Source organism: Glutamicibacter sp., assembly GCF_050701915.1.
Lineage (GTDB): Bacteria > Actinomycetota > Actinomycetes > Actinomycetales > Micrococcaceae > Glutamicibacter.
On sequence record NZ_JBOGEG010000021.1, the window covers coordinates 23,782 to 48,352 of the forward strand.

A 24,571-nucleotide genomic window follows, 5' to 3' on the forward strand; every position below is an offset into this window, starting at 1 on the left:
GGCCAGGTCCGGATGGCTGTTGTCCTTCATCACAAACAGCCCTCTGGCTTGGTCTTGTTCAGCATTTGTTCACATGCTGTTCATCGAACGGCTCTACGGTCATGGCATGACTGTAGAGATCCCCCTGCTCGATGAAGCCTTCCACGGCTATTCCGTCCTCGATAACGACGATGACGATCCGGTGCTGGTCCGCGCCGATGGAAGCATCGTCGATACCTGGCGGGAGAACTACCCGTATTTCCAGAAACTTGATCGCGCCACCTATGAGGTTGAAAAGCGGGCGCTGCAGATCGAACTGCTGAAACTGCAGAAATGGGCGAAAGCCCATGGCCGTCGCATCATGATCGTTTTCGAAGGCCGCGATGCTGCCGGCAAGGGCGGCACGATCAAGCGTTTCACCGAGCACCTGAATCCGCGTGGCGCCCGCGTGGTGGCGTTGGAAAAGCCGAGCGAACGCGAGTCCACCCAGTGGTACTACCAGCGCTATGTGCAGCATTTCCCCTCGGCTGGCGAAATCGTGCTTTTCGACCGCTCGTGGTACAACCGTGCCGGCGTCGAACGAGTTATGGGATTCTGCACCGAAGCCCAGGTGGATCATTTCCTGGACCAGACTCCTGCCTTCGAGAAGATGGTCGTCGATGAGGGCATCGACCTGGTGAAGTTCTGGTTCTCGGTATCCTCCAGCGAACAGCTGACCCGTTTCACCATCCGCCGCATTGATCCGGTGCGCCAATGGAAGCTCTCGCCCATGGATCTTGAGTCCCTGGATAAGTGGGAAAAGTACACCCAAGCCAAAAAGGAGATGTTCCGCAAGACCGATACGGAGCATGCCCCGTGGACCGTGGTGAAGTCCAACGACAAGAAACGTGCCCGTTTGCAGGCGATGCGCCATGTGCTGAACCTTTTCGAGTACAAGGGCAAGGACCACGAACTGGTGGGCTCCCCCGATCCGAAAATCGTGGGTCGCGCGGCCAAGGTGATTACCCACGGCGAAGAATTCTAGATCCGTTCCCAGGGCACCGCTGCTAGGGAACTATAACGCAGGTCCCCAGCAGCCCTTGGCCGCGCGGTCCTTCGGCTATCCAGCGTCCGTTCATCGCCGTGAGCTCATGCTCTGCAGCAACCGGTCCCCTGGCCCGGATGCTGGCCTGGAATCGGTGCGCCTGAGCATCGATCAGAATCCGGCACTCCAGGAAATCCAGCCACTGCCTGGTCAGCGGGAACCATGCCTTGAAGACACTTTCCTTGGCGCTGAAAATCAGCCGATCCCAGGCGATGCCCGGATGGTGCGCCGATAGCTCGGCGGCCATCACCTGCTCTTCGGGAAGCAAGATGATGTCGAGGATTTCTGCCGGCAGCGAAGCATGCAGTTCGGCGTCGATGCCAACACCGCGAATATCGTTGGCGGAGGCTACTGCCGCTGCACGGAAGCCAGCGCAATGGGTCATGCTCCCCACCACGCCAGCTGGCCAGATCGGTGCCCGTTTTTCATCTGGAACCAAGGCAACGCCCGCATGGCCCAGTCGTGCCAGCGCTCGGCGAGCGCAAACCCGGACAGTACGGAATTCCTGCTGCCGCTCAGGCACCGCCTCGGCGATGTACCGTTCTTCTTCCCAGTAGGATCGGCCGTCTTCCAGCTCGGTACGGGTCTGGACCACTTGCACCGAAGGCGGCAGCAGCTCTGCGAAGATATCGTTCCCTTTCATTAGAAGCGGGAAGATCCGCCTGCACCGGAGAAGCTTCCGCCACCAGAGTATCCGCTGGATACTCTGCCCGATGAGCTCGCTGCTTCACGCGACGCAGTCACGGCGCTGACGCCCGCGGAAAATCCGTGGTGGTAGCCACCGACGCGCCAATACATCGATGCGGGGTTCAAAACGTCCAGGATGGTGCCGGAACGGCCGTCATATGCCCTGGATTCGTAGCGGGATTTCTTCAATGCCGATTGCATGTCTGCTTTCTCTTCCGCACTTTCCGCATACACTTCGATTTGAGCTTGGGCGAAGACATCCAGCTTTTCGGTCAATTCGGTACGCAACGCCGATAATCCATCGAGCGCTTGGTCCACGGTGATCGATTCTTCGGTCAGCTGCGCCGACAGTTCGTCGAGCTGCGTGGTTGCCATTTCCCGGTAGGAGGCCAAGGCAGCCGCGCTGCCCATCAATTCCGGCTCTACGTCGTTGAGCAATTCCCTGATCTCGTCCAGGTCCTCTTCTAGCGGCATGGTCTGCGCAAGCCACGCCTCTTCCCAGGAAGCCGAACGAGTATAAAGCGCCGCCGCGGCAATGATGGCGTCATCGGTCAGGTCCAGGGACTGCGCTGATTCCCGGAACTCCTTGGCGAAGCGAACGCCTTCGGAGCCGGACCGCTCCTTCTTGCCCGAGTCTTCCAGTGCCTGCTGCGCTTCAAAACAAGCACGGTATTTGGCTATGAACTTGGTGAAGCGCTGCTCCAGATCGGCAGCGTGCGCTGAAGCCGACGGCAGCGTACGAGCCGCCAATTCGGTTTCTTCCAGATCCATGGTGACGTTGGTCAGGTGCAAGGTCCCCTGATGCAGTTCTTCCGCGAAGGTTTTCCGCCGCGTTGACCGAGTGTGCAGTGCGACGCCGCCGATAATGGAAGCCACGAGGCCTCCGACGCCCGCGGATATCCACAAGGCCGGGTGCTGGTACCAGGGCCGATTCATGATCACGGCCGCCTGATCGGCTACCGCAATGACGCCGTCGGTCCACCGGGATAGATTGAAGTCGTCGTAGCCGGCCTCGTGGATGCTCTGCATGGAGCTCTCTGAGACTTTGCGGTCTTCGCCGAAATACGTGCCGATCTGGCCATCTCCCCGTCCCTCGATGGACAGGGTGATGATGAATAGCCCGTCGGCCCAGTAGTCTCCGTAGTCTTCGGGTTTGCCCGATATCCATTCCGGATGGGATGACTTGGCGTATTCAAGAGTCTTGGTGTTGATGTCATCGGAGTATTCTCCGTTGCGGGCGTAAATTGCCACGTCGGTCGGCTCATTGAATTCGAGCTCGTCCAATGCGTCACGCAGCCGCTGCTCATTGAGCATGCCGGTGGAGTCATCGATGGTGACCGATTCCAGGTTCTGCCCGGCAACTACCTGCACTCCGGTGACCGCTTGCGCGGCAGGCAGGGCGCCCGCCAGTACCAAGGAAAGTACCGCTGCGGTACCAGCTATTCGAATGCTCCGGGTTCGTGGGCCCACGATGCGTCTCCCTCTTTGGACTTCCGGGTTATCTCCGGCTGATGGCCTTTCTCCTATCCTAGCGAGCCAGGGCGTGGCACCGGTCATCCTTAAGGCGGCTTTCGGCGCATTCAGGCCACAACGCGCTTGTTCCAACCGCAATTTCCCGAAAAGTGATGGATTCCTCAAGCAGGTGCATTGCATGCCTATTCATGCCTAATCAACGGATGGGAATCCTCCGGGCATGGGAGGAAAAAGTGAACGATTGGTTTGAACCGTGCAACGCTGCACCAAATTCGGGGCTAAAATTGCAGAATGACTAGCATTGACGATTCCGGGGCATCCGTCCTTTCAGAACCAGAGCGCGAGATCCTCACTTGGGACACCTTCGGTGAGGCTTCCCGCGAACTGGCACAGACCATTGTCGACGATGGCTTCGAGCCGGACATCGTTCTGGCAGTAGCACGAGGCGGCCTGCTGCTGGCCGGCTCGATTTCCTACGCTCTGGGCGTCAAGGCCTGCGGTGCGCTGAACGTGGAGTTCTACACCGGCATCGGCACCGTCCTGCCGGAACCAGTGGTTCTTCCTCCAATGCTGGACGATGGCCACCTGCGCGACAAGAAGATCCTGATCGTTGACGACGTCTCCGACTCCGGCCGCACCCTTGAAAAGGTCGTCGATCTGGTGTCCGCTTGGGGCGCCGAGGTCAAGACCGTCTGCCTCTACACCAAGCCACGCACCATCATGGTCCCGGACTACGAATGGCGCCGCACCGACAAGTGGATTACCTTCCCATGGTCGGATCTGCCACCAGTTACCGCTGGCGGAGCCAAGTAGAGTTTTTCAATATCAGCAGGGAACGACGAGCTTTCGTCGTTCCCTGCTTTTGTTCAGCCGCTACTGCCGTGGGCGCAGGTCCAGGCTGAATCCGGGGCATTGCGGAAAGTCTCCGGTGAAATCGGCGTCCATCCCGAAGGACTCGTAGAAGGCAATTGATTCGGGGGTGGCTTGCCAATCCAAAATCATCGGGACCGAACGTTGCCTAGCCCAGTGGAAAACTTCCTCAACCAGCTTCATCCCGGTACCCGTGCGCCTGGCGGCAGGTGCCACAAATAGGTCATGCAGCCGGCCAACGGTGAACGGGGTGCGCAGCCCCCGTCCGTAGTCCTGGGCCGCCGCATAGCCCGATAGCCCCTGGACGGATTCGGCAACGCAGATGAACCAGCTGGAATCATTTACCAGCGACTGGAAATTCTTTTCAAAGTCTTCTGCATCCTGCCCTAAACGCGGCGTAAACAAGCGAGCCAGCCGGTAGATCTCGGCGGCATCGCCTGATCTGGCGCGGCGAATGCTATTCGAAGTAGTACTCATGCATCGATCCTAGAAGCGTTTTCGGTGCGTCGCGTGCGCCCCATGGATTTTCCCGTTCGTTATCATCTTCCGGCAGCGCCTGGCGGAGTTCAGCGATTCGGGGCCATAGGATGTTGGCATGCGAATTGGCAGCCTCAGCATTTTCGACGACGACGCGCTTCGCGCTGCCTGCCGAATCGAGGCCGCCGCGAATGAAAAGGCACGTCCTGGCTGGCAAGGAGTCGGAGCCGAGGCTCGAATGCTCCAGTGGCGTGCCGCTGACGGATGGAGCAAGAACCTTCGCGGTGCTTGGGAAGGTTCTTCCCTGCTCGGCTTCTCGGCATCGATGACTCACCACGCCGATCCCGACACGTCGTGGATCTATGTTTGGGTCCATCCCATCCACCAGTGGCATTCCATCGGAAGCGCGCTGGTTTCCGCTGCTGAAGAGAGCAGTCCTTCGTCGGTGAAACGATTCGTCTCCAGCGCCTACCGCAGCACCGCCGCTGAACTTGGTGCCCTTGAACAGGGATTCGCTGCCCCGCTCGGCTACCTCGTAGCGACAACTGAAACCGTGCTGGAGCTGGACCTTGATTCCTGGACTCCATCGCTCCGAGGAGTCACCGTTGGCTATGAGGTTTCAACACACATCAACGGCGTTCCGGAGCACCTGCGAAAACAAGTGGGACAAATCAAGGGGCTCGTAGATGCGCAGGCTCCAAACGGCGATTTAGGCTGGAGCGAGTCAGTGGTTTCCGCGGAAGAATACGCTCGGGAAATCACGCAATGGATCGCCCAAGGTTCCACGGCCATTGAATCCATTGCGCTGGACAAGGGCGGCGATGTGGCGGCGTGGACCTGCCTTGTTGTTGCGCCGGCCCCGGAGAGCCCTTCGAATATTGAGGGGACGCTCGTACTCCGCCAGCATCGAGGACATCAGCTCGGGTCAGCGGTGAAGGCAGCCAGCCTGGACGCTGCCAAACGCATGGGAACGCTCCACCGGGTAAGAACAAGCAGCGATGACCAGAATGCATGGATGCATGCGATCAATGAGGAACTCGGCTTTGTCCCCGTCGAGCATGAAGCGGTCTTCCAGAAGAACTGCTCGCCTCTAGGCGGCTGATCCCCTGCCCTGCGGGCGAACCGCGAATCGAAGCTCCAGCTGGTCCAAGTACTTGCGTGGCAGGACCGCGGTCATGAGTGCGCCGCTAGGAAATTCCACCCCCGCCGCATATATGTACGGGTCGGTGTCGATCTCAGCACCAGCGGTTTTACTATCCTCAATATGGACCTCTGCCTGGCCGTTGACCGTCTTCTCGGTCAAAATCAGCGGCGGTATCGCCGACGATTCCTGAGGCAATCCGAGCTCCTGCCGGAATTGGTTGATAAGTACGTAGTTAGCGTGATCGACTAACGCTGCGGCCAAAGTCTGACCTGCTTCCGAGTCGCGCGTCCAAGTAGTTCTCACGGCTTCGAATAGTTGCGGATAGTTCATGCGACGGACGTATTCTGCCAGCCACCGTGGCAGCCTGTACTGGTGAACGGAGCCAGGCACCACCCCTTCGACTGCATCTTGCTCCAAGCCACCCAGGGATTTCGATCGATCAACCTCAGCTTTCCAAAGGGTGTAGCTGACAGACACACTCATATCGCACAGGCCATGGTCATCGTAGTTGTCTTGAACGCTCAGGTATCCAGCATCGTCCACCAGTGGCTGTACGCTCAGTCCCATCACCGGAACAGGCATGAGCTTGAGTTGTTCTGCTTGTGCTATGCGTGGATCCGGCGTAGCCGCGTCAACACGTCCATCCATTCTCATGCCCTTAGCATGCTCCGATTTCTAGTTCTTGTACATGACCGGGACTGCCAGATGGTCGTTCGGTGCAGGACTAAAATGCCTGAAATTTCATTCTCGTCAGTTTCCAAAGGATCTGGCAGGATTAGGTCATGTCCACTCCAGCGAAATCTCTCACCGAAGAAACCCTTGAAGTAATGAAAATGGCATTGGAACGCCGTGATGAAGTTTTTGCGATAGTGGATCAGGCTGCCAATAGGGAATCTGCCGAAGCCGATCTGGCAAGACTTTTCGGCGTTAATCAATCCCTCTGTGCATCCGTGATGGATCTGCCGGTCAGAAGCTGGTTGCCTGCGTGGTGTGCTCGCCTTGATGAAGAACTGGAAAAACATAGGGCAATACGCATGCAGGACTCGGCCCAGTAATTGGAAGAGTTTGCAAGGTGTGGAGTGCAATCGAAGGATTTGAATATGCCTACCGGCTTGTCAAGCCAAGAATCCGTTGCAGCGGAATATTCGATTGATCCGCAGACCCTGCGCGAAATAGTTGCCGACGTTTCAGCCGTGGAGGCAAGAATCCTCCAGCTTGAAGAACTTGGGACATCAGGCGAAGCAGAACGCATTGGGTGGCTGAGAATGATCGGGCGACTGGAAGAAGCCGAAGAGCTCGCATGGAGCTGTCTGCATCGAAGTGGCTTTGCCAGCCAAGATCTCGCGAGCAGCAGTGCACTGCCCTATCCTGGCGTTGCGGCAGCGCTTCGCTTAGCCCATGTTCTGCATTGGCAAGGTCGCTTCGAACTATCCCATGCACTTTTCGAGTCAGCGCGAGCGTCCATTCAGAATAAGGACTGCTCCTCCGATGCAGAGAAACACTTCGCCTCCACGCTTGAAGCTTTTGCCTTGCAACACCATGGCAAGCTCTATTTCGACAAGGGCCAGTTTGACCAGGCCTTGGGTTGTTTCAGCAGTTCCCTATCCCTAAGGCAGACGCTGGACGCTTCTGAAGATCAACTCGCATCTTCGCGCCTGGCGGTAGCAGCAGCTGAATCCCGCCTCCTAGGCTGAGCTTGCGCCTTTTCCGGAACGCTACGGACAATGAAACAGAGTTTGCGCGCGCGTCGTGCCCGCATAGGCTGAACCCATGGGTCCTACACTGGTGCTAACGCCTATGGCCGAGGCGGATGCAGATTTCGTTGCGCGCCTCGCGGCAGATGAACGCGTAACAGGCTTTATCGCAGATGGCCGCACTTGGAGCCATGAGTACACCGCGCAGCGCGTGGATCATGCCCTGAGCAGTCCGGAGATCTCCTGGTTTATCGCGCACCGCCAGAATTCTCCCGTTGGTCTCTTCACCGCTACCGAACGCAGGCTGCCACCGAAATCGGCTATTGGATCGACCCGGAATTCTGGGGCCAAGGCCTAGCGAAGGCAGTAGTCGGCGAGGGGCTCGCGCGATTGCAGGAAGCCGGTCGAAGCGCATTTATCGCTCGCGCCGATGCCGCCAATATCGCTTCGCTGAAAGTGCTTGCCCGTTACGGGTTCATCGCGCAGGCGAAGGAAGGCCCTGGGCTCATCACGCTGACACTGGTTCTGCCCACCGTGCCGATGCCGGCTACCAGCTAGGGCGTGTAGGTTTCCGACGGGCGGAACCTATCGGGTGCTTCTTCCTCTACCGTAACACTCGGGGTCGCCGGCTCATCGAGGTGCGTTCCGGCGCCACGCTGGATAAACAGCACCGCAGCCCAGCCTGCCGCGATGAGTACGGCAACGGCCAGGATCCCGAGGAAGAACACCAGCAGCACAGCGCCGCATGAACGCAATCCCTTCACTTCCAGCCTCTTCCCTCATCTAGTCGTCTTGTCGGGTTATCCCAGATCAAGTGTAGTCCTCAACCTGGCCAACCCGGGCATGGCGACAAAGCAAAAATGCCCTGCGGCTTCCCGAAAATCGGGTAAGCAGCAGGGCATCTGGCAGGCCAAAAGCCTAGCGCTGGGAAGCACCGAACTTCTCGGTAGCCACAGCCACCGCCGCGGTACGAGCCTCGGACGCCTCGTCAGCGGTCAGGGTACGGTCGGCGGCACGGAAACGCAGGCCGAAGGCCAACGACTTCTTGCCGTCTTCGATGCCCTGGCCCTGGTACACGTCGAACAGCGCGATGTCTTCGAGCAGTTCACCGGCGCCTTCGCGAAGGGCGGCAAGCACATCGCCCGCCACGACGTCCTGGTCGACAACCAAGGCAACGTCCTGGGTAGCCAGCGGCTGGGTGGACAGGTGCTGCTGGGCAACAACCACTGCAGGTGCAGCAGCCATCAGTGCGGCAGCATTCAGTTCCATGGCCACGGTACGTGCTGGCAGATCCGAATCCTTCAACAGCGCTGGGTGCAGTTCGCCGGCGTAGCCAACGACCTGGCCGGCAACCTTCAGTGCTGCAACACGGCCCGGGTGGAAGGCCTGGTGGCTGCCCTGGGCAACCTCAAGCTCAACGCCGAGGACATCTGCCGCACAGTGCGCCGCATCCAGCGCGTCGGCCCAGTCCCAAGCACGCGGCGCGAAGCCGGCCGCAGCCGATGCTTCGCGGCCGGTGAGAACCGCGGCCAGATGCCATGGCTGGTTTGGGACGCCGTTGAACAGTTCGGCCAGGACCTCATCGCTTGGCTTTTCACCCAGCGGAGGCAGAACCGAGGAGCCCAGCTGCGTACCTGGCAGGAAGACGAGGCCGCCTTCATACAGCGCCAGGTCGCGGAAGCCACGGCCGATGTTGCGGCGAGCGGTTTCCAGCAGGCCTGGCAGCAGCGAGGTGCGCAGGAAGCGGAATTCCTTGGAAATCGGGTTGGCCAGCGAAATGGCCTTGACCTCGGTACCGGCTTGCGCAGCACCAAAGGTGCTATTCTGCGCTTCGGAAACGAATGGGTAGTTCAATACCTCGGTCAGCCCTGCATCAGCCAAACCCTGCAGCAGGCGGCGGCGCTGGGTCTGGGCGCGGGTCAGGCCACGGCCCGGAGGAGCCACCGGCAAGGTCGCCGGGATCTTGTCATAGCCGATTACGCGGGCTACTTCCTCGACCAGGTCTTCCTTGATATCCAAATCCGGGCGCCAGCTTGGTGCGGTGACCAGGAAACCTTCGGCGTTCTGCGCAACGCTTGCGCCGATGCCTTCCAGTGCGGTGATGGTCTGCGCATCGGTGTAGTCCACGCCGATCAGTGCTCCAGCGAAACCTGCCGGCAACTGGATCTGGGTGTCGGCAGGAATCTGGCCGGCGTCGGTGGCCTTGGTGGTCTCGGTGCCGCCGGCCAGCTGCACGAGCAGGTCCACGGCACGCTGGGCCGCGATCTGCATGACGCGCGGGTCCACGCCGCGCTCGAAGCGCTTGGAGGCTTCGGAAGGCAGCTTGTGGCGACGGCGCGAACGGCCGATGGACACGGTGTCGAAGTGCGCGGCTTCGATCAGCACGCGGCTGGTCGATTCCGAGACCTCGGTGGCTGCGCCGCCCATGACGCCGGCAATGCCGATGGCGCCGGATTCATCGGTGATCAGCAGGTCCTCGACCGACAGCTCGCGTTCCTTGCCATCCAAGGTCACCAGCTTTTCGCCGGCGTTGGCGCGGCGCACGGTAATTGCACCGGTCAGCTTGTCAGCGTCGTAGAAGTGCAGTGGCGCGCCGAGTTCCAGCATGACGTAGTTGGAGATATTGACTACCAGCGAGATCGAGCGCATGCCGGCCAGCTGCAGGCGCGAAGCCATCCAGCGCGGGGTCGGAAGGCTCGGGTCGATGCCGGTGACCTCGCGGGTCACGAAGCGGGTGCAGCCCGGTACGCCGTAGATCGGCGCCTCGTCGCGGAGCACTACCTCATGGCCAGCTTCGGTGGCTTCCGAGACGTTCACGATCGATGCGGGATCGGTGAAGGAGGTGCCGGTGGCCAGCGCGTATTCGCGCGCTACGCCGCGGATCGAGAAGCAGTAGCCGCGGTCCGGGGTCACGTTGATCTCCGCCGCCTGGTCATCCAGGCCGAAGAGCTCGAAGACGTCGGTGCCGAGCTCCGGGTCCAGGCCCAGCTTGGACAGGACCATGATGCCGTCGTGGTCTTCGCCGATGCCCAGCTCGCGGGAGGAAGCGATCATGCCCGCCGAGGTGTGGCCGTAGGTCTTGCGCGGCGAGATCTTGAAGTCCCCCGGCAGCACGGCGCCGGGCAGGGTGACAACAACCTTGTCGCCCTCCACGAAGTTGTGCGCACCGCAAACGATGCCTTGCACGCCGGATGGGTCGATGCCCTTGCCGGTCAGGGTCTGCTCGGTACCTTCTGGAACCACGCGAACCTGGCACCAGTTGATGGTCTTGCCATTGGAGGCAACTTCCTTTTCCAGGGAAAGCACCTGGCCGACCACGATGGGGCCCGAGAGCTCGTCGCTTGGACGGTGGACGTCTTCTTCTTCGAGGCCGACCTTGACCAGGTCTGCCATGACGTCTTCAGCCGATGCCTCGGCTGGTACCTGCGCGTACTCGCGCAGCCAAGATAGTGGAATACGCATTGCTTAGATCTCCATCCCGAAGTGCTGGCTGAAACGGATGTCGCCCTCGATCATGTCGTGCATGTCGGGGACATCGTTGCGGAACATGAGCGTGCGCTCGATGCCCATGCCGAAGGCGAAGCCGGAGTACTCTTCGGGATCAATGCCAGCTGCGCGCAGCACGTTCGGGTTGATCATGCCGCAGCCGCCCCACTCGATCCAGCGCGGGCCGCCCTTGGCACCCGGGTGCCAGATGTCCAGCTCGGCCGAAGGCTCGGTGAACGGGAAGTAGGCAGGGCGCAGGCGGATCTGCGCTTCGGCGCCGAACATCTGCCGGGCGAAGTGCTCCAGGGTGCCGCGCAGGTCGGCCATGGTCAGGCCCTTGTCCACGGCCAGGCCTTCGAACTGGTGGAAAACCGGGGTGTGGGTAGCATCGAGCTCATCGGTGCGGAAGGTGCGCCCAGGGCACAGCACGTAGACCGGAACGTCGCGCTCGAGCATCGAGCGGACCTGTACCGGGGAGGTGTGGGTACGCAGCACCAGGTGCGCGTCGGCAGGCTCCACGAAGAAGGTGTCCTGCATTTCGCGTGCCGGGTGATCCGGCTTGAAGTTCAGCGCGTCGAAGTTGAACCATTCGGATTCCACCTCGGGGCCTTCGGCGATCTCCCAGCCCATGCCGACGAAGATGTCGGCTACGCGGTCCTGCAGGACCGAGAGCGGGTGGCGGGCGCCAACGCTGCGGCGGCGGGCCGCCGCGGTGACATCCACGGTTTCTTCAACCAGGATGCGGGCGGCTTCGGCTTCTTCGAGCACGGTGGTGCGGGCAGCCAGGGCCTTGTTGACCCGTCCGCGGGCACCGCCGACGAGCTTGCCGGCAACAGCCTTCTGGGTCTTGTCCAGCTTGCCGATCTGGCGGTTGGCCAGGGACAGCGCGGACTTCTCGCCGGTGTGGGCCAGGCGCGCTTCCTTCAGCTCGTTCAGGTCGCCGGCGGCCGCGATGGCTGCCAGGGCGGCGTCTACCGCGCCCTGGATGCCGGCTTCATCGGTTGGGTGCGGAACATTGGACTCCTCGACAGGAGCTTGTTCAGTTGTCTGATCAGACATGGGATCGATCGATCCTTACTCTTATCTTGTACTTACGCGTAGAACACTTTGCTTCCATTCTATGGCTAAGGGCCCGTGATCGTTTCACCGATGACGGGCCCTGAGCGTGAAGCTTCTTACCTTGAAGCAGGATTGCTGCTAATTAATGCGATTCCTTGGCACCCTTTGGCGCGAAAGCGGCAACGAAGACGAAGGTCAAAACTAGCAGCGCCCCGCCGAATACTGCGGAGTAGAACATGGTGTGGTCGACCTTGCCGGTGGCCTGGTAGGCGGCGGCGCCCTTGATCATGTCGAAGGTGACGGTGTGGTGCTCAACGGTACCCGGGGTGTGCGAGGTGACAGCGCCGGGGAAGGTGACGTGCAGGTTCGCTTCGGTGAAGGAAGAATCCACGGCTGCTTTGTCGCCCGGCATCGAGAAGGCGTATTCCTTCCCGTCATCGCTCAGGTTGATCTCGAAGCCAAAGACGCTGAACGCGTCGGCCAGCTGGACGTAGGTCATCGGGCTGGTGGTTTCAAAGCGCAGGCCGACGTTTTCGCCATCATCGATGTTGCTGTAGCTCCACTGGTCCCCCAGCTGCTCTTCCATCATTTCGATATCGACCTGGCTGTTGAGGACTTCTTCAAAGCTGACGCCGTTGAGCGTCGACTTGTGCAGGGTCAGCTGCATGGCCCCGGCGACCTTGTCTTTGCCCAAGACGTTGACTTCTGCGTTCATGTTGACGCAACCAGAAAGTGCTAGGACGGCGGCGAATGCCAGAGCGATAACGCTCATAAATCGCTTCACGAAAAGTGCTCCTCAAAATATCGGCTATAGGCAAAGTGCCAGAAGTTGGCGCGGTAATAAGCTTACGGGTGTTTAGTGCTGCGCCCCGGCACGTGCTTGGGCCAGGCATGCCGCCACGATCGGCGCATCGGCCGGAATCCACGGGACGACGGTGGACAGCGAGTCATCGAGTTCCAGCCAAGCCAGCTGGTCATGCCCGTCCAGGGTCGCTGGCTCGCCCTCGGTGATCTGGGCGAACCACATGCGCATGGCGGCCTTCTCGTTCAGCTGCCACCCTTGCGGATGCGGGCCTGGGATCGGCGCGCCAAGACGCATCTGCACCCCGAGTTCTTCGCGCAGCTCGCGGTGCACGGCCTGGACTTCGCTCTCCCCCGGTTCGACCTTTCCACCGGGGAATTCCCAGAGCCCGGCAAGGGCTTCCGGGCGGTTGCGGCGCGCAGCCAGGAGTCTGGTGGGCCGGGCCAGGTCATCGACGATGGCCACGGCAACAATTTGCTTGAGTTCAGCTGCCATAAGGGTTCAGTGCTCTCCGATTCGCTTAGCGCTGGGCGCGGGCCGAAGCGTACAGGCAGACGGTGGATGCGGTTCCCACGTTCAGGGATTCGGCAACACCGTACAGCGGCACTGCCACGCGGTAGTCGGCGGCGTCCTTCTCGTGCTCGTCCAAGCCCTGCCCTTCATTGCCGAACAGCCACAAGGTTGGCGCTTCCAGCACCGGCTGGCCTTCTGGCGCTTCGCTGCCTGGCTGGTTTGCCCGCAGCACGGCGGCATCCTGCAGGGTGTCCAAATTGTGGGCCGCATAGCCGTCGGCGGCCAGGATCTGGCTTCCGGTGGTCTTCGCGGCGGCGACCAGGTGGTCGAATTCGATGTTATTCAGCACCGGCAGGTGGAACAGCGAACCGGCGGTGGAGCGCACGGCCTTCGGATTATAGATATCCACGCTGCCCTTGGTCAGGATCACCGCATCGGCTCCGGCGGCATCGGCGGCACGCAGGATGGTGCCGGCGTTGCCCGGGTCCTGGATGCGGCAGAGCACGGCGATCAGCTTCGGCTTGGTGTCCAGCACCTCGCTCAGCTGCGGCTGGGACATGGCGACGACGGCAAGGATGCCCTGCGGGGTCTGGGTGTCAGCCATGGCGTGCAGCACTTCACCGGTGACAATGCGGGTTGGAACCTTGGCGCCATCGAGCAGCTGCACGAATTCTTCGTGGCTCTCCAGGAAGCCGCCAACGACGTAGACTCCCTGGACCAGGTTGTCGTCCTCCAGATGGGCCTTGAGTGCTTCGCGTACGGCCTGCGGGCCCTCGACGAGGTATTCGCCGGTGGCTTCGCGCCCCTTGCTCTTGGCCAGACGCGCGATGGCCTTGACTCGTTCGGCGCGTGGATTGGACATCACTTCTGGAGGAAAACTGCTCATGTCTCGAGAATACCGGTAGAAACACGCAAAGGGCGGGTCCGCGCTGTGCGCGGGACCCACCCTTCGGTGTGATCTGTCCTACCTGAGCCTCAGCTCAAAGGGAGAAGAGATTTACTTCATCTGCTGACGGGATTCGCCGCCAGCTGGTTCGAAGCCTGCAGCCTTGGCAGCTTCGATGGAGTTGAACCAGAACTCAGCTTCGGTCTGGTCGTACCAGGTCGAGCCTGGAACGTGGTACTTGTTCGAGCCAGCGTTGCCCTTGATGACGAAGCCCTCAGGTGCGTCTTCGCCTTCAACGGCCTTGACTACGCCTTCGCCCTCAACGGACTTGGCAGCAGCCTTTGGAGCCTTGGCAGCCTTAGGTGCAGCAACCTCAGCAGCGGCAGCCTTTGGGGCGTTGACGTCAGCTGGAAGTGCATCCTTGGCAAGCTTTACCAGGGTGGCGAAAGCGTTCGAGTCCGAAACAGCCAGCTCTGCGAGCATACGACGGTCAACCTCGATCTCAGCAGCCTTCAGGCCCTGGATCAGACGGTTGTAGGTCATGCCGTTGGCGCGGGATGCAGCGTTGATGCGCTGGATCCACAGGCGGCGGAAGTCGCCCTTGCGCTTACGGCGGTCGTTGAAGCTGTAAACGAACGAGTGGAGCAGCTGCTCCTTGGCCTTACGGTACAGGCGCGAACGCTGACCGCGGTAACCCTTTGCGCGTTCCAGAACGACGCGACGCTTCTTGTGGGCGTTTACTGCCCGCTTCACACGTGCCACGTGTGTACTCCTTCAAGTCAGTTCCCCAGTGCCCGCAATTTTGCGGGATGGGTGAAATCTATGGGTGGTGGGGTATTGCTTCCCCGTATTGCGAAAGGGAGAGCTTAGAGGCCCAGCATCCGCTTGATGGTCTTTACATCGGCCTTAGCGACGATCTGGTCAGAAGCCAGGCGACGGGTAACGCGCGAGGACTTGTGCTCCAGGTAGTGGCGACGGTTGGCCTGCTGGCGAGCGAGCTTACCGCTACCGGTGAGCTTGAAGCGCTTCTTGGCGCCACTGTGAGTCTTGAACTTCGGCATAGCTGCCGTTCTCCTTACGTGCTCCACCCGGTAAAGCACCGGGTGGGGATCATCCGAAGCGGGCCCCGATAAAGGTGACCGCTGTTGTTCTCTTGTAGTTGGACCTTCCCGGAAGAAGATCCTTCACCGTGAACGGCGACGGGCTCGAAAGCCCAACAGGCTTGGCTAGGCGTCGCCTTCAGCTGCCTGACGTGCCTGCTCCAACTTGGCGCGGGCTTCATCATCCATGGAAGCTGCGACATTCTGGCCCTCGGTCTCAGCCGGAGCGTCGGTGCGGATCTTGCGCTTGGCCGCGCTGCGGCCACCCGACTTCTGCTGCTGCTCGCGGCGAGCCTCTGCCTTGTTCTTCAGCGGACCAACAACCATGACCATGTTTCGGCCATCGATGCGCGGGCTGGACTCAATGATTCCAACTTCGGCGACGTCTGCTGCAAACTTTTCAAGCAAGCGAATGCCCATCTCTGGACGCTGCTGCTCACGACCACGGAACTGGATCATGGCCTTGACCTTGTCGCCGGCGCCCAGGAAGCGCAGTGCGTGGCCGACCTTGGTCTCGTAGTCGTGGGTGTCGATCTTCAGGCGGAAGCGAACTTCCTTCAAGACCGTGTTGGTCTGGTTCTTACGAGCTTCGCGAGCCTTGACAGCGGCTTCGTACTTGTACTTGCCGAAATCCATCAATTTGCACACTGGAGGCTTGGCGCTGGGTGCCACCTCGACCAAGTCCAGATCGGACTCGAGAGCAAGACGAAGCGCGTCCTCAATACGGACGATGCCTACCTGCTCACCATTAGGGCCGACGAGACGTACCTCTGGCACGCGAATGCGCTCATTAATGCGTGGATCGCTGATGTGTCACTCCTGAAATTCGTAATCCATGACCGCAAACAAAGAAGGCCCCCGTCTGCGATTGCAGGCGAAGGCCAAAAAGAACGACAAAGCCGAACACAGGATTGCTCCTGCGTAAGCGCTTGGGGATTGCATTGCTGCAATCCTGCCGAAATACCCGGAAGCCTGGAAACGGCGACAGCGGGTGGGAGTTGGCCTCCACTTGCATGGCTCAATACTAGTACGAATCCCTCGTCCAGTGCTAGCTGGAGAACTGCGAGAAGTACCGGCATCGAGTCGGTCTGTGACAAGCTTAGCAGTATGACTAACGAAGACACCAACTCGCACCAGCACGCTGTCGACCAGCAGGTGCGCGATATCGCAGAAGTTGCAGCCGTTGAAATCATCACTACGGCCGCCGTCCACCTGATGAGTGCAGCAGCAGTTAAGTGCGGCCTTGCAGAGGGCGAAGATGCCAATGAGCTGAAGGATCTCGATGAGGCCCGCAAGCTGATCACCGCGCTGGCAGGCCTAGTCACCGCCGGTGCGCCTGAGATTGGCTCGCAGCACGCAGCACCTTTGCGTGACGGCCTGCGCAGCCTGCAGCTGGCCTTCCGTGAAGCTTCGATCATCCCGGATGCACCAGGCAAGGGCCCGGGCGAGAAGTTCACCGGACCGGTCAACTAAGTAATATTGGCTGAATTTTAAGAGATTAACATCATGGACTCGTTTCCTTTGGGGAAACGGGTCCATTGTTGTTTGGATCACCGGGCTAGGTTGGAATCATGCAGATGCTCGAACAACCAGTGATCGACGCCGGCGCTTTCCGGCTCCGCCCCTTCCAGCCCAGCGACATCCCTGCCGTGAGGCAGGCCTCCATGGACCCCTACATCACGCAAATCACCACGGTCCCGGTGCAAGGAACTGAAGCCGACTATGCGGCATTCATCGAGCGACAGCACCTACGGGTTGCCGAGGGCAGCGGGTACTCATTTGCCATAGCCGAAACGGCCACGAATCGTGCCGTGGGGCAAATCGGCCTATGGCTGCGCAATGCCCACCATGGCAGGGCCAGCATCGGGTACTGGATCGCGCCGGAGTGCCGCAGGCGTGGCATTGCCAAGCACGCGTTGGGAGCGCTAGGCGCCTGGGCATTGGAGCATCCGGGAATCGACCGGGTTGAGCTATACGTGGAACCGTGGAATGAGGGGTCATGGCGGGCCGCTGAAGCTTGCGGATTCCAGCGTGAAGGGTTGTTGCGCAGCTGGGAACAGGTGGGCACCGCACGCCGGGACATGTACATGTACTCGCTGCTCAAAGCCGCGGCAAGTGCCTAGGCGATCGTTTCCAGGCGACGGCGGCGGGCGCGGCGTACGCGGCGGCGGATCTGCTGGGCGATCAGGGCAATCACCACGACGACCGTAGCCATCGCGCCGATGCCGATGAAGGCCGGGGCGGGTCCGAGGTTGTCGACGAAGATGCCGGTGATCGGCGATCCCAACGCGGTGCCAGCGGTCATCGCAGAGCCATACCAGCCCATGGCTTCTCCTCGACGCTTTTCGGCCACCAGGTCGGTGAGCCACTCAGAGGCCGCCGACAGCGTTGGCGCGCACAGGAAGCCGGGTATTGCCGAGAACAGCGCCAATGACCAGGTATCCCACGCAAAGTACATGGGGATGGTCAGCACTGCCATGCTCAGCAGCAGGACCAGTGGGGAAATAACCCGCTTCATCGACCCGTAGATCAGGCCGCCGACCAGCGAGGCTCCGCACCAGAAGAAGAACACCAGTCCCAGCTGGTGGCTCTGCTCCGACGCGTCCAGTTCGGCCACGATGGCCACTTCTGTGCCGGTGAGCAGCATGCCTGCCCCGGCCGAGGCTATGAAGACAGCCAGGACCGAAGCGCTGACCCAGTTGAAACGGTTCTTGAAGTTGCGGCCACGCTGCTTGATGCGGGCGCGGGCAGACTTCATGCCGGCTGCGATCAGCTCGCCCTCGACTTCGGGCACGCCCATCGGAGCGGCGGCAATGAAGCTGGCTTCCGCGCCCAAGCGCTCTTCGTGCACGTTGGCCCGGGAGGCGAGCGCCTTGGGATCATCGCTGCGTGTTGGCGGGTTCAGGATCATCAGCGCCAACCCGGCAACCGTCGAGGTCACGCCGATAACGCTCAATCCGATGACGCTGCTGATCTGGGTGGCGACAATGCCGGCGCTTGCCGGTCCGACAATGAACACCAGTTCGGTGGCGGTTGCATCCAAGGCGAAGGCGGTACGGCGTTGTTCGCCGGTGGTCATGATGCCCAGCGCGGTACGCACCACGGAGAAAACCGGTAGCGCGAAGAGGCCGCCGATGAAGGCCAACGGGTAGACCCAGACCAGTGGAACATGCGGCACCGTGCACCAGACGAGGGTTTCGACGATCACCGATGGGATCATCGCGCGGCGCAGCCCCCAGACATCTACGCGGGCACCACGCCACGGGGCGCCGATGGCGATGCCCAAGGTCATGACGGCCGTGACCAGACCCGCCGAAACCCAGGATTGACCGAGGTTGTTCACCAGGTGCAGGAGCAGCAGCATGCTCAATGCAGAGTGTGGAAGGCGGGCAATCATGCCAATCAGCAACAACAGTGAGATCTGCGGTTGACGCAAAATCTGCCAGTAGCTTTTCATGCCCGGAAAGTTCCTTATCTGGTCAAAAGGAGCCCGCCGGCTTAGTTCGGCGCGCTGTGCAAACTGAGTTCGAGGGAATCCACTGCTTCAGCGAATTCGGTGTTTTGGGACAAACGTCCGTGGATTGCACGAGTCGTTTCTCGTGCGTCGTTATCGCTCGTTCCGGGAGCAAAAACGAACTGCAGGTTCAGTTCCGGTCCAGGACCTCCGCCAAGGACGACTTGCCCGTCCTTGCTGCGCGAGCCGACTCCCCTGCCCGGGGCAACCTTGACGGTCTGCAACTGGCCAAAGCCTTCGGTTGCATCCTGCACCAGGTTGGCGATCTGCTGGTTCTGATAACTCGGAATCCAGCCGATCTGCTTGGCCAGGTTCCAGACACCCGGTCGTCGAAGCACGAAGGTGAATTCGCTTCCGGGATCCAGCACCAGTAGCTGGCATTCCTCACTGACCGCCGAGAGGGCCGCCCGCGGGGCATAAACCGCCACCGGTCGAGCTTCCTTGTGCCAAGCCTGCAATCGTTCAACGGTCGTGAAGATCGGCAGGGCCATGCGGCCATCTGGAGCCTTGATCTTTACCAGCGCCATATCGGCTTCCTTGTCGGATGCGAAGCCGTGTTCCGTCATGGCTTCTTCACCGAGCTGGGCTACCACCGCAACGAAGACGCGTGCGTCGGACAAGGATTTGTGCACCTCGCCCTCCCCTGCGGTGCCATCGCGCAAGGCCGCCAGTGCGGCAACGACGTTGGCGTCGGCCTTGCCGTCGTCCTTGTCGAAATTATGCAGGGGGTTGCCTTCACCGCTAAGGTCTCGGCCTTCCCAGTCCTGACCGGCAGAGTCGGTTCTAGAGCCTGCCTGCGCCAGTGCAGCGACAATATGTCCCGGCAGGTGGCGTTTGGGTGCAGATTCAGGTTGCTCGGTACTCATAGCTCCATGCTATCGGTGGTTTCGAGGTTGTTGGCGGGAAGTTTCAAAACTGTATTCATGAGCTTGGACACCCCTATCCGTGGATTTCAGATTTCTTTCCATAGCGCCCGCGCGCAGTCGCGGGCCCGACGATGGAAACAACGAGCTCCGCTTTCACAAATAAAAAAGACGATTCAAAAGCGCGAGCTTCTGAATCGTCTTTCCCTGATGAAGCATGGGGCCTAGTGGCGACCTGCTACATCGAGCGCTTCTTGCAAGGTGAACTGGCCCGAGTACAGCGCCTTGCCCATGATGGCACCTTCGATGCCTTCTGGAACCAACTCGCGCAAGACCCGGAGGTCTTCCAGCGAGGAGATGCCGCCCGAGGCGACAATTGGCTTGCTGGTCTTGGCAGCGATTTCGCGCAATAGTTCAACGTTTGGTCCGCGCAGGGTGCCGTCCTTGGTCACGTCGGTGACAACGTATCGGGCGCATCCGGCATCTTCGAGGCGGGCCAAGACGTCCCACAGGTCGCCTCCGTCCTTGGTCCAGCCGTGGCCGGACAAGGTGGTTCCGCGCACGTCCATGCCCACGGCAATCTTGTCACCGTGGCGGGCAATGGCCTGCTTGGTCCATTCCGGGTTTTCCAGCGCAGCGGTACCGAGGTTGACGCGGGTTGCGCCGAATTCCAGGGCCCGGTCCAGGGAAGCGTCGTCGCGGATGCCGCCGGAGAGCTCGACCTTGATGTTCAGTTCCTTGGCAATGCGCTGGACAATTTCAACATTGCTGCCACGGTCAAAGGCCGCGTCCAGGTCTACCAGGTGCAGCCATTCAGCGCCGGCGTTCTGCCAGGAGAGCGCTGCTTCCAGCGGGTCGCCGTATCCGGTCTCGGAACCGGCTTCGCCCTGGACCAGGCGCACTGCCTGTCCGCCAGCGATATCTACTGCAGGCAAAAGTTCGAGGATTGGTTGCTCGCTCATGATGTCCTTAGTGAAGAAGTAATGTGATTAGTAGGTCAAGGCCCAGGCTGCGATCAGGCTCAGGCCTGCAAGTACCCACAGCGCGATGATCCATGAGATATGGGCTTTCTGGCTCTTCAGCGAGATGGCTCCGCCGACCAGGAAGGCCCCGACAACGCCCAAAATAAGGGTCCACATGCTTAGAGGGTCCCCAACCAGTTGCGAAGCAGCTGCGCGCCAGCGTCGCCAGACTTCTCCGGGTGGAACTGCACTGCCGATAGCGGGCCGTTTTCGACGGCGGCCACGAATGGCGTTCCGTGCGTCGACCAGGTCACCTGTGGCGGGGTCATCGCTGGCTGGGTTACGTCGAATTCCCACTTCTGAACAGCGTAGGAGTGCACGAAGTAGAATCGTTCACCCTCGATGCCAGCGAAAAGCTTGGATCCTTCCGGCGGGCGTACGGTGTTCCAGCCCATGTGCGGGATGACCTCTGACTGCAGGCGTTCAACCTTGCCCGGCCATTCCCCGATGCCTTCGGTTTTCACACCGTGTTCCACGCCTTCTTCAAAGAAGACCTGGTGGCCCACGCAGATACCCAATACCGGCAGGCCGCCGGCAATGCGGCGACCGATCCAGCGCAGGGAACCGGTTTTGGTCAGCTGCTCCATAACCGAGGCGTAAGCGCCAACACCCGGGACTACCAGGCCGTCAGCAGCCACGATCTTCTTCGGATCTGCGGTCAGTTCGACTTCGGCGCCGGCGGCTTCCAAAGCGCGCACGGCGGAGCGGACGTTGCCTGAACCGTAATCCAGGACAACTACTGTTTTCTTTTCCACTTACAGTGCACCCTTCGTGGATGGGATCTTGTCGCCCATGCGCTCGTCGCGCTCTACGGCTTCGCGCAATGCGCGAGCGAAGGACTTGAACTGCGCTTCAACGATATGGTGCGGGTCGCGACCCGAGAGCACCTCGATGTGCGCGCAGATCTGTGCGTGGAAAGTGATGGCTTCGAAGACGTGACGGGTCATCGACCCGGTGAAGTGACCACCGATCAGGTGGTATTCCTGGCCCGCAGGCTCGCCGGAGTGCACGAGGTATGGTCGGCCCGACACATCGACTACCGAACGGGACAGGGCCTCGTCCAGCGGGGCGTAGGAGGTGCCGAAGCGGCGGATGCCCGCCTTGTTGCCCAGTGCCACGCGCAATACTTCGCCAATGGTGATAGCGGTGTCCTCGACGGTGTGGTGAACGTCGATGTGGGTATCGCCGGTTGCGCGCACGGTAAGGTCGATGAGCGAATGCTTGGATAGCGCAGTCAGCATGTGGTCATAGAACGGCACCGAGGTGCTGATCTCAGAGACCCCGGTACCATCGAGGTCCAGTTCAACGAATACGGACGATTCGCTGGTCACGCGTTCCATGCGGGCGCGACGTGCGCCAATCAATTCGGCAGACATGTCTTCCTTCGCTTGTCTTTGATTACTTCTGCGAGCCGAGCAGTTCGGCAAGTCGTTCCAAGAAGGCTGTGGTTTCCGATTCGGTTCCTGCCGTAACACGCAAGGTTCCCGGGATTCCATTGTCGCGGATGATGATGCCGGCTTCCAACAGTCCTTCCCAAATAGCGCGGGGGTCTTCGACGCCACCGAAGAAGACGAAGTTGGAGTCGGAGACCGATGGCTTGAGGCCAAGTTCCTTCAGCCGGGTGACGATGCGGTCACGCTGGGACTTGATGTCTTCCACCTGGGCCAGTAACAACTCGATGTTCTTCAGGGCCGCAATGGCAGTTGCCTGGGTTACTGCCGACAGGTGGTACGGCAGTCGCACCAAGCGGATGGCATCGGTGATTTCCGGTGCTGCGGCCAAGTAGCCAACGCGTGCACCGGCCAGGCCGAAAGCCTTGGACATGGTGCGCGAGACAATCAGCCGCTGGCGACCTTCAAGCAGGCTCAGCGCTGACTTGGTGCTGGCCAAAGAGAACTCGGCGTACGCCTCATCAACGATCACCATGCCGTTATGCTCGCTCATGGCTTCGTATACAGCGGTGATGACGTCTAGGCCAAGGGCCGTGCCGGTTGGGTTATTCGGCGAGCAGAGGAAAACGATATTCGGCCTATGCTCGCGAACCTGTGCGGCTGCGGAATCGGCGGATAAGGTGAAATCTGCGGCGCGTTCACCGGCGATATAGGTCGTGTCAGTACCGCTGGCAAGCAGCGGGTACATGGAGTAGGTAGGGCCGAAGCTCATCACCGTACGGCCGGGGCCGCCAAAGGCTTGCAGGATTTGCTGCAGGATTTCATTGGAGCCGTTAGCGGCCCAGATGTTGTCCTTGGTGAGCGAGTGGCCGAGGTAATCGGCGAGGAGTTCGCGAAGCTCGGTGAACTCGCGGTCCGGATACCGGTTCAACGTTGCCGCCGCCTTGGCCACCTCTTGGGCAATGGCGTCTACGACTGTCGGTGGCAACGGATGGGTGTTCTCGTTGACGTTCAGCTGGATGGGCACGTCAATTTGTGGTGCGCCATAAGGGGATAGCCCGCGGAGATTCTCACGCAAGGGCAGCTGACTCAAAAGTTCACTGCGGTCATTCACGCATCAAGTCTACGTGCGCAGCGTGCCTGCAGGTGAATCCGCTACGGCAGCAGGTAACAAATTCAAAGCAGACGGGAGAAGCTAGCCGGCAAGGACCGGAATTGACAAGGTTTCGCCAACCTGGATTTCACTGCCGGTCAGGGCATTGAGTTCCGCGATGTGGCCAACTGCCGAGGTCACGTCGTAACCGGTGGCATAATCCCGGGCCAGGCTCCACAGCGTATCCCCCGGGATAACGGTGACATCAACTGTTCCAACTCCTACAGGAGTATCGGCGGCGGCATGGGCGTCAGAGGCAAACATGGAGATGAAGAAAGCCGCGGCGATGGTGAGTGCGAAAATGGGCATTCCCACAAGCACGGCCCATCCGCGACGGTTGATGCGGATTTTCAGTGGTGCCTGGGACTGATTTGAGTCAAGTGCGACGGTTGCCATGACTTTGTCTCCTCAAGAAATTCAAGTGATGCGAATTTGTATTCGAAAGTCTAGATTCGAAAACTTGTTCGAACCTCGTATATCTGTTCTAACAGAGATTTGCGGAACTTGTCCAGAAGTTTTCGAACAAATCTTTGAAAGAAGCTCGCTTATCTACTAAGATTTCGAAGTAGACGAGCAATGAAAACATCTCACCATCTAGCTCCGACAGTTTGGACTCACGAACTTTCGAATGATTGCTAGGGAAGGCAAAATCTCATGTCAGCTTCACAACGCACTCCCCGATCGAATGCACGTTCGCTGACGATTCGCCAAAAGAAGATCCTGGAGACGATCCAGCGGTCTATCGGCAAGAACGGTTATCCACCATCGATGCGTGAGATTGGTGACGCAGTCGGGCTCAAGAGCCTTTCGAGCGTCACCCACCAGCTGAGCCAACTGGAAAAGCTCGGCTATATCCGTCGGGATCCACGCCGTCCGCGCGCAATGGAAATCCTGCTGCCTCTGCAGCTGGCCGAAGATGCCGAGAAGGCCGAAGTTTCGAAGCCAGTCGAGCCAGATGCCAGCGAAGACGCCAAGATCATTGAACTGAGCACTTCCGCTGACACCACCATGGTTCCCTTGGTTGGCCGTATCGCTGCCGGCGGTCCGATCCTGGCCGAACAGTCCGTCGAGGATGTTTTCTCGTTGCCTCGTCAGCTCGTAGGCCACGGCGAACTGTTCATGCTCAAGGTTTCCGGCGATTCAATGGTTGACGCTGCGATTTGCGATGGCGACTGGGTAGTTGTCCGTCGCCAGCAGACGGCGGACAACGGAGACATCGTAGCTGCCCTGCTCGATGAGGAAGCCACGGTAAAGACTTTCCGGCAGCGCGACGGGCATACTTGGCTGCTTCCGCAGAACTCGCGCTACGAACCAATTTTGGGTGATGCAGCAACGATCATGGGACGCGTCGTCTCGGTTATGCGCTCGCTCTAG

At 60.2% G+C, this 24,571-nt stretch carries 31 protein-coding genes; 10 read left to right on the forward strand and 21 right to left on the reverse strand.

All coding sequences use genetic code 11. The features are described 5' to 3' along the window. Positions 1–106 precede the first annotated feature (106 nt). A complete protein-coding gene (gene ppk2, locus ACRDT3_RS12620) occupies positions 107–1,003 on the forward strand; it encodes a polyphosphate kinase 2 (protein WP_431493344.1) in 897 nt (298 codons plus the stop codon). A 22-nt stretch (positions 1,004–1,025) separates the two neighbouring features. Here ppk2 and ACRDT3_RS12625 read toward each other — a convergent pair whose 3' ends face one another. Both ACRDT3_RS12625 and ACRDT3_RS12630 read right to left on the reverse strand, forming a co-directional pair. Beyond that, positions 1,026–1,706 (reverse strand): 4'-phosphopantetheinyl transferase family protein, encoded by a 681-nt coding sequence (locus ACRDT3_RS12625; RefSeq protein ID WP_431493311.1) that lies wholly within the window; start codon positions 1,704–1,706, stop codon positions 1,026–1,028. Next, positions 1,706–3,220, reverse strand: a complete 1,515-nt coding sequence (locus tag ACRDT3_RS12630) for a DUF5129 domain-containing protein (protein ID WP_431493312.1) — start codon at positions 3,218–3,220, stop codon at positions 1,706–1,708. The genes ACRDT3_RS12625 and ACRDT3_RS12630 overlap by 1 nt, the downstream gene beginning before the upstream one ends. A gap of 294 nt (positions 3,221–3,514) precedes the next feature. Between ACRDT3_RS12630 and ACRDT3_RS12635 the strand changes: the two genes are divergently transcribed. Then, positions 3,515–4,036 (forward strand): phosphoribosyltransferase, encoded by a 522-nt coding sequence (locus tag ACRDT3_RS12635; RefSeq protein WP_431493313.1) that lies wholly within the window; start codon positions 3,515–3,517, stop codon positions 4,034–4,036. A 60-nt stretch (positions 4,037–4,096) separates the two neighbouring features. Here ACRDT3_RS12635 and ACRDT3_RS12640 read toward each other — a convergent pair whose 3' ends face one another. Next, positions 4,097–4,570 (reverse strand): GNAT family N-acetyltransferase, encoded by a 474-nt coding sequence (locus tag ACRDT3_RS12640; protein ID WP_431493314.1) that lies wholly within the window; start codon positions 4,568–4,570, stop codon positions 4,097–4,099. Between the two features lie 118 nt (positions 4,571–4,688). Between ACRDT3_RS12640 and ACRDT3_RS12645 the strand changes: the two genes are divergently transcribed. Further along, complete coding sequence (locus ACRDT3_RS12645; protein WP_431493315.1) at positions 4,689–5,672, forward strand: N-acetyltransferase family protein; 984 nt, start codon at positions 4,689–4,691, stop codon at positions 5,670–5,672. Here the strand turns inward: ACRDT3_RS12645 and ACRDT3_RS12650 are convergent. After that, positions 5,661–6,362 (reverse strand): hypothetical protein, encoded by a 702-nt coding sequence (locus tag ACRDT3_RS12650; protein WP_431493316.1) that lies wholly within the window; start codon positions 6,360–6,362, stop codon positions 5,661–5,663. The genes ACRDT3_RS12645 and ACRDT3_RS12650 overlap by 12 nt on opposite strands. Before the next feature lie 134 nt (positions 6,363–6,496). On the opposite strand from ACRDT3_RS12650, the gene ACRDT3_RS12655 reads away from it, so the two are divergent. The 4 genes from ACRDT3_RS12655 to ACRDT3_RS12670 all read left to right on the forward strand — a co-directional run bounded on the left by ACRDT3_RS12655 (position 6,497) and on the right by ACRDT3_RS12670 (position 7,966). Next, positions 6,497–6,769, forward strand: a complete 273-nt coding sequence (locus ACRDT3_RS12655) for a hypothetical protein (RefSeq protein ID WP_431493317.1) — start codon at positions 6,497–6,499, stop codon at positions 6,767–6,769. A 45-nt stretch (positions 6,770–6,814) separates the two neighbouring features. Continuing rightward, complete coding sequence (locus tag ACRDT3_RS12660; RefSeq protein ID WP_431493318.1) at positions 6,815–7,408, forward strand: hypothetical protein; 594 nt, start codon at positions 6,815–6,817, stop codon at positions 7,406–7,408. Positions 7,409–7,484: 76 nt separating this feature from the next. After that, positions 7,485–7,766: a hypothetical protein gene (locus tag ACRDT3_RS12665; protein WP_431493319.1), complete on the forward strand. Its 282-nt coding sequence runs from the start codon at positions 7,485–7,487 to the stop codon at positions 7,764–7,766. Then, positions 7,736–7,966: a GNAT family N-acetyltransferase gene (locus ACRDT3_RS12670; RefSeq protein ID WP_431493345.1), complete on the forward strand. Its 231-nt coding sequence runs from the start codon at positions 7,736–7,738 to the stop codon at positions 7,964–7,966. The genes ACRDT3_RS12665 and ACRDT3_RS12670 overlap by 31 nt, the downstream gene beginning before the upstream one ends. On the opposite strand, the gene ACRDT3_RS12675 is transcribed toward ACRDT3_RS12670, so the two are convergent. The 9 genes from ACRDT3_RS12675 to infC form a co-directional block, all read right to left on the reverse strand. Then, positions 7,963–8,172, reverse strand: a complete 210-nt coding sequence (locus tag ACRDT3_RS12675; protein WP_431493320.1) for a hypothetical protein — start codon at positions 8,170–8,172, stop codon at positions 7,963–7,965. The genes ACRDT3_RS12670 and ACRDT3_RS12675 overlap by 4 nt on opposite strands. A 154-nt stretch (positions 8,173–8,326) precedes the next feature. Next, positions 8,327–10,870 (reverse strand): phenylalanine--tRNA ligase subunit beta, encoded by a 2,544-nt coding sequence (gene pheT, locus ACRDT3_RS12680; protein WP_431493321.1) that lies wholly within the window; start codon positions 10,868–10,870, stop codon positions 8,327–8,329. A gap of 3 nt (positions 10,871–10,873) precedes the next feature. Beyond that, positions 10,874–11,953 (reverse strand): phenylalanine--tRNA ligase subunit alpha, encoded by a 1,080-nt coding sequence (pheS, locus tag ACRDT3_RS12685; protein WP_431493322.1) that lies wholly within the window; start codon positions 11,951–11,953, stop codon positions 10,874–10,876. A 142-nt stretch (positions 11,954–12,095) separates the two neighbouring features. After that, positions 12,096–12,725 (reverse strand): LppM family (lipo)protein, encoded by a 630-nt coding sequence (locus ACRDT3_RS12690; protein WP_431493323.1) that lies wholly within the window; start codon positions 12,723–12,725, stop codon positions 12,096–12,098. Between the two features lie 84 nt (positions 12,726–12,809). Next, positions 12,810–13,250 (reverse strand): (deoxy)nucleoside triphosphate pyrophosphohydrolase, encoded by a 441-nt coding sequence (locus ACRDT3_RS12695; RefSeq protein WP_431493324.1) that lies wholly within the window; start codon positions 13,248–13,250, stop codon positions 12,810–12,812. Between the two features lie 25 nt (positions 13,251–13,275). Beyond that, complete coding sequence (locus ACRDT3_RS12700; protein WP_431493325.1) at positions 13,276–14,130, reverse strand: TrmH family RNA methyltransferase; 855 nt, start codon at positions 14,128–14,130, stop codon at positions 13,276–13,278. A gap of 135 nt (positions 14,131–14,265) precedes the next feature. Further along, positions 14,266–14,916, reverse strand: coding sequence for a 50S ribosomal protein L20 (gene rplT / locus ACRDT3_RS12705; protein ID WP_431493326.1), 651 nt, complete (start codon positions 14,914–14,916; stop codon positions 14,266–14,268). A gap of 104 nt (positions 14,917–15,020) precedes the next feature. Further along, positions 15,021–15,215 (reverse strand): 50S ribosomal protein L35, encoded by a 195-nt coding sequence (gene rpmI, locus ACRDT3_RS12710; RefSeq protein WP_013348480.1) that lies wholly within the window; start codon positions 15,213–15,215, stop codon positions 15,021–15,023. Between the two features lie 165 nt (positions 15,216–15,380). Then, complete coding sequence (infC, locus tag ACRDT3_RS12715) at positions 15,381–16,031, reverse strand: translation initiation factor IF-3 (RefSeq protein WP_388023856.1); 651 nt, start codon at positions 16,029–16,031, stop codon at positions 15,381–15,383. Between the two features lie 330 nt (positions 16,032–16,361). Between infC and ACRDT3_RS12720 the strand changes: the two genes are divergently transcribed. Both ACRDT3_RS12720 and ACRDT3_RS12725 read left to right on the forward strand, forming a co-directional pair. Then, positions 16,362–16,727, forward strand: coding sequence for a DUF1844 domain-containing protein (locus tag ACRDT3_RS12720; RefSeq protein WP_013348478.1), 366 nt, complete (start codon positions 16,362–16,364; stop codon positions 16,725–16,727). Positions 16,728–16,831: 104 nt separating this feature from the next. Then, positions 16,832–17,377, forward strand: a complete 546-nt coding sequence (locus tag ACRDT3_RS12725; RefSeq protein ID WP_431493327.1) for a GNAT family N-acetyltransferase — start codon at positions 16,832–16,834, stop codon at positions 17,375–17,377. Here the strand turns inward: ACRDT3_RS12725 and ACRDT3_RS12730 are convergent. From ACRDT3_RS12730 to ACRDT3_RS12765, 8 genes are all read right to left on the reverse strand, one after another. Next, positions 17,374–18,711, reverse strand: a complete 1,338-nt coding sequence (locus ACRDT3_RS12730; RefSeq protein WP_431493328.1) for an MFS transporter — start codon at positions 18,709–18,711, stop codon at positions 17,374–17,376. The two genes, ACRDT3_RS12725 and ACRDT3_RS12730, sit on opposite strands and share 4 nt — an antisense overlap. A gap of 41 nt (positions 18,712–18,752) precedes the next feature. Beyond that, positions 18,753–19,634 carry an SseB family protein gene (locus tag ACRDT3_RS12735; RefSeq protein ID WP_431493329.1) on the reverse strand — a complete coding sequence of 294 codons (882 nt, stop codon included), beginning with the start codon at positions 19,632–19,634 and terminating at the stop codon, positions 18,753–18,755. Positions 19,635–19,855: 221 nt separating this feature from the next. Further along, a complete protein-coding gene (gene priA, locus ACRDT3_RS12740) occupies positions 19,856–20,593 on the reverse strand; it encodes a bifunctional 1-(5-phosphoribosyl)-5-((5-phosphoribosylamino)methylideneamino)imidazole-4-carboxamide isomerase/phosphoribosylanthranilate isomerase PriA (protein WP_431493330.1) in 738 nt (245 codons plus the stop codon). A gap of 27 nt (positions 20,594–20,620) precedes the next feature. Continuing rightward, positions 20,621–20,770: a hypothetical protein gene (locus ACRDT3_RS12745; RefSeq protein ID WP_431493331.1), complete on the reverse strand. Its 150-nt coding sequence runs from the start codon at positions 20,768–20,770 to the stop codon at positions 20,621–20,623. Positions 20,771–20,772: 2 nt separating this feature from the next. After that, entirely contained in the window at positions 20,773–21,408 is a 636-nt protein-coding gene (hisH, locus tag ACRDT3_RS12750; protein WP_431493332.1) for an imidazole glycerol phosphate synthase subunit HisH, read from the reverse strand. Continuing rightward, positions 21,409–22,029 (reverse strand): imidazoleglycerol-phosphate dehydratase HisB, encoded by a 621-nt coding sequence (gene hisB / locus ACRDT3_RS12755; RefSeq protein WP_013348471.1) that lies wholly within the window; start codon positions 22,027–22,029, stop codon positions 21,409–21,411. It abuts the gene before it with no gap. Between the two features lie 22 nt (positions 22,030–22,051). Then, entirely contained in the window at positions 22,052–23,158 is a 1,107-nt protein-coding gene (locus ACRDT3_RS12760; protein WP_431493333.1) for a histidinol-phosphate transaminase, read from the reverse strand. Positions 23,159–23,239: 81 nt separating this feature from the next. Next, positions 23,240–23,593 (reverse strand): LysM peptidoglycan-binding domain-containing protein, encoded by a 354-nt coding sequence (locus tag ACRDT3_RS12765; protein ID WP_431493334.1) that lies wholly within the window; start codon positions 23,591–23,593, stop codon positions 23,240–23,242. 258 nt (positions 23,594–23,851) lie between these two features. Here ACRDT3_RS12765 and lexA point away from each other — a divergent pair, with 258 nt between their 5' ends. After that, entirely contained in the window at positions 23,852–24,571 is a 720-nt protein-coding gene (lexA, locus tag ACRDT3_RS12770) for a transcriptional repressor LexA (RefSeq protein WP_105658157.1), read from the forward strand.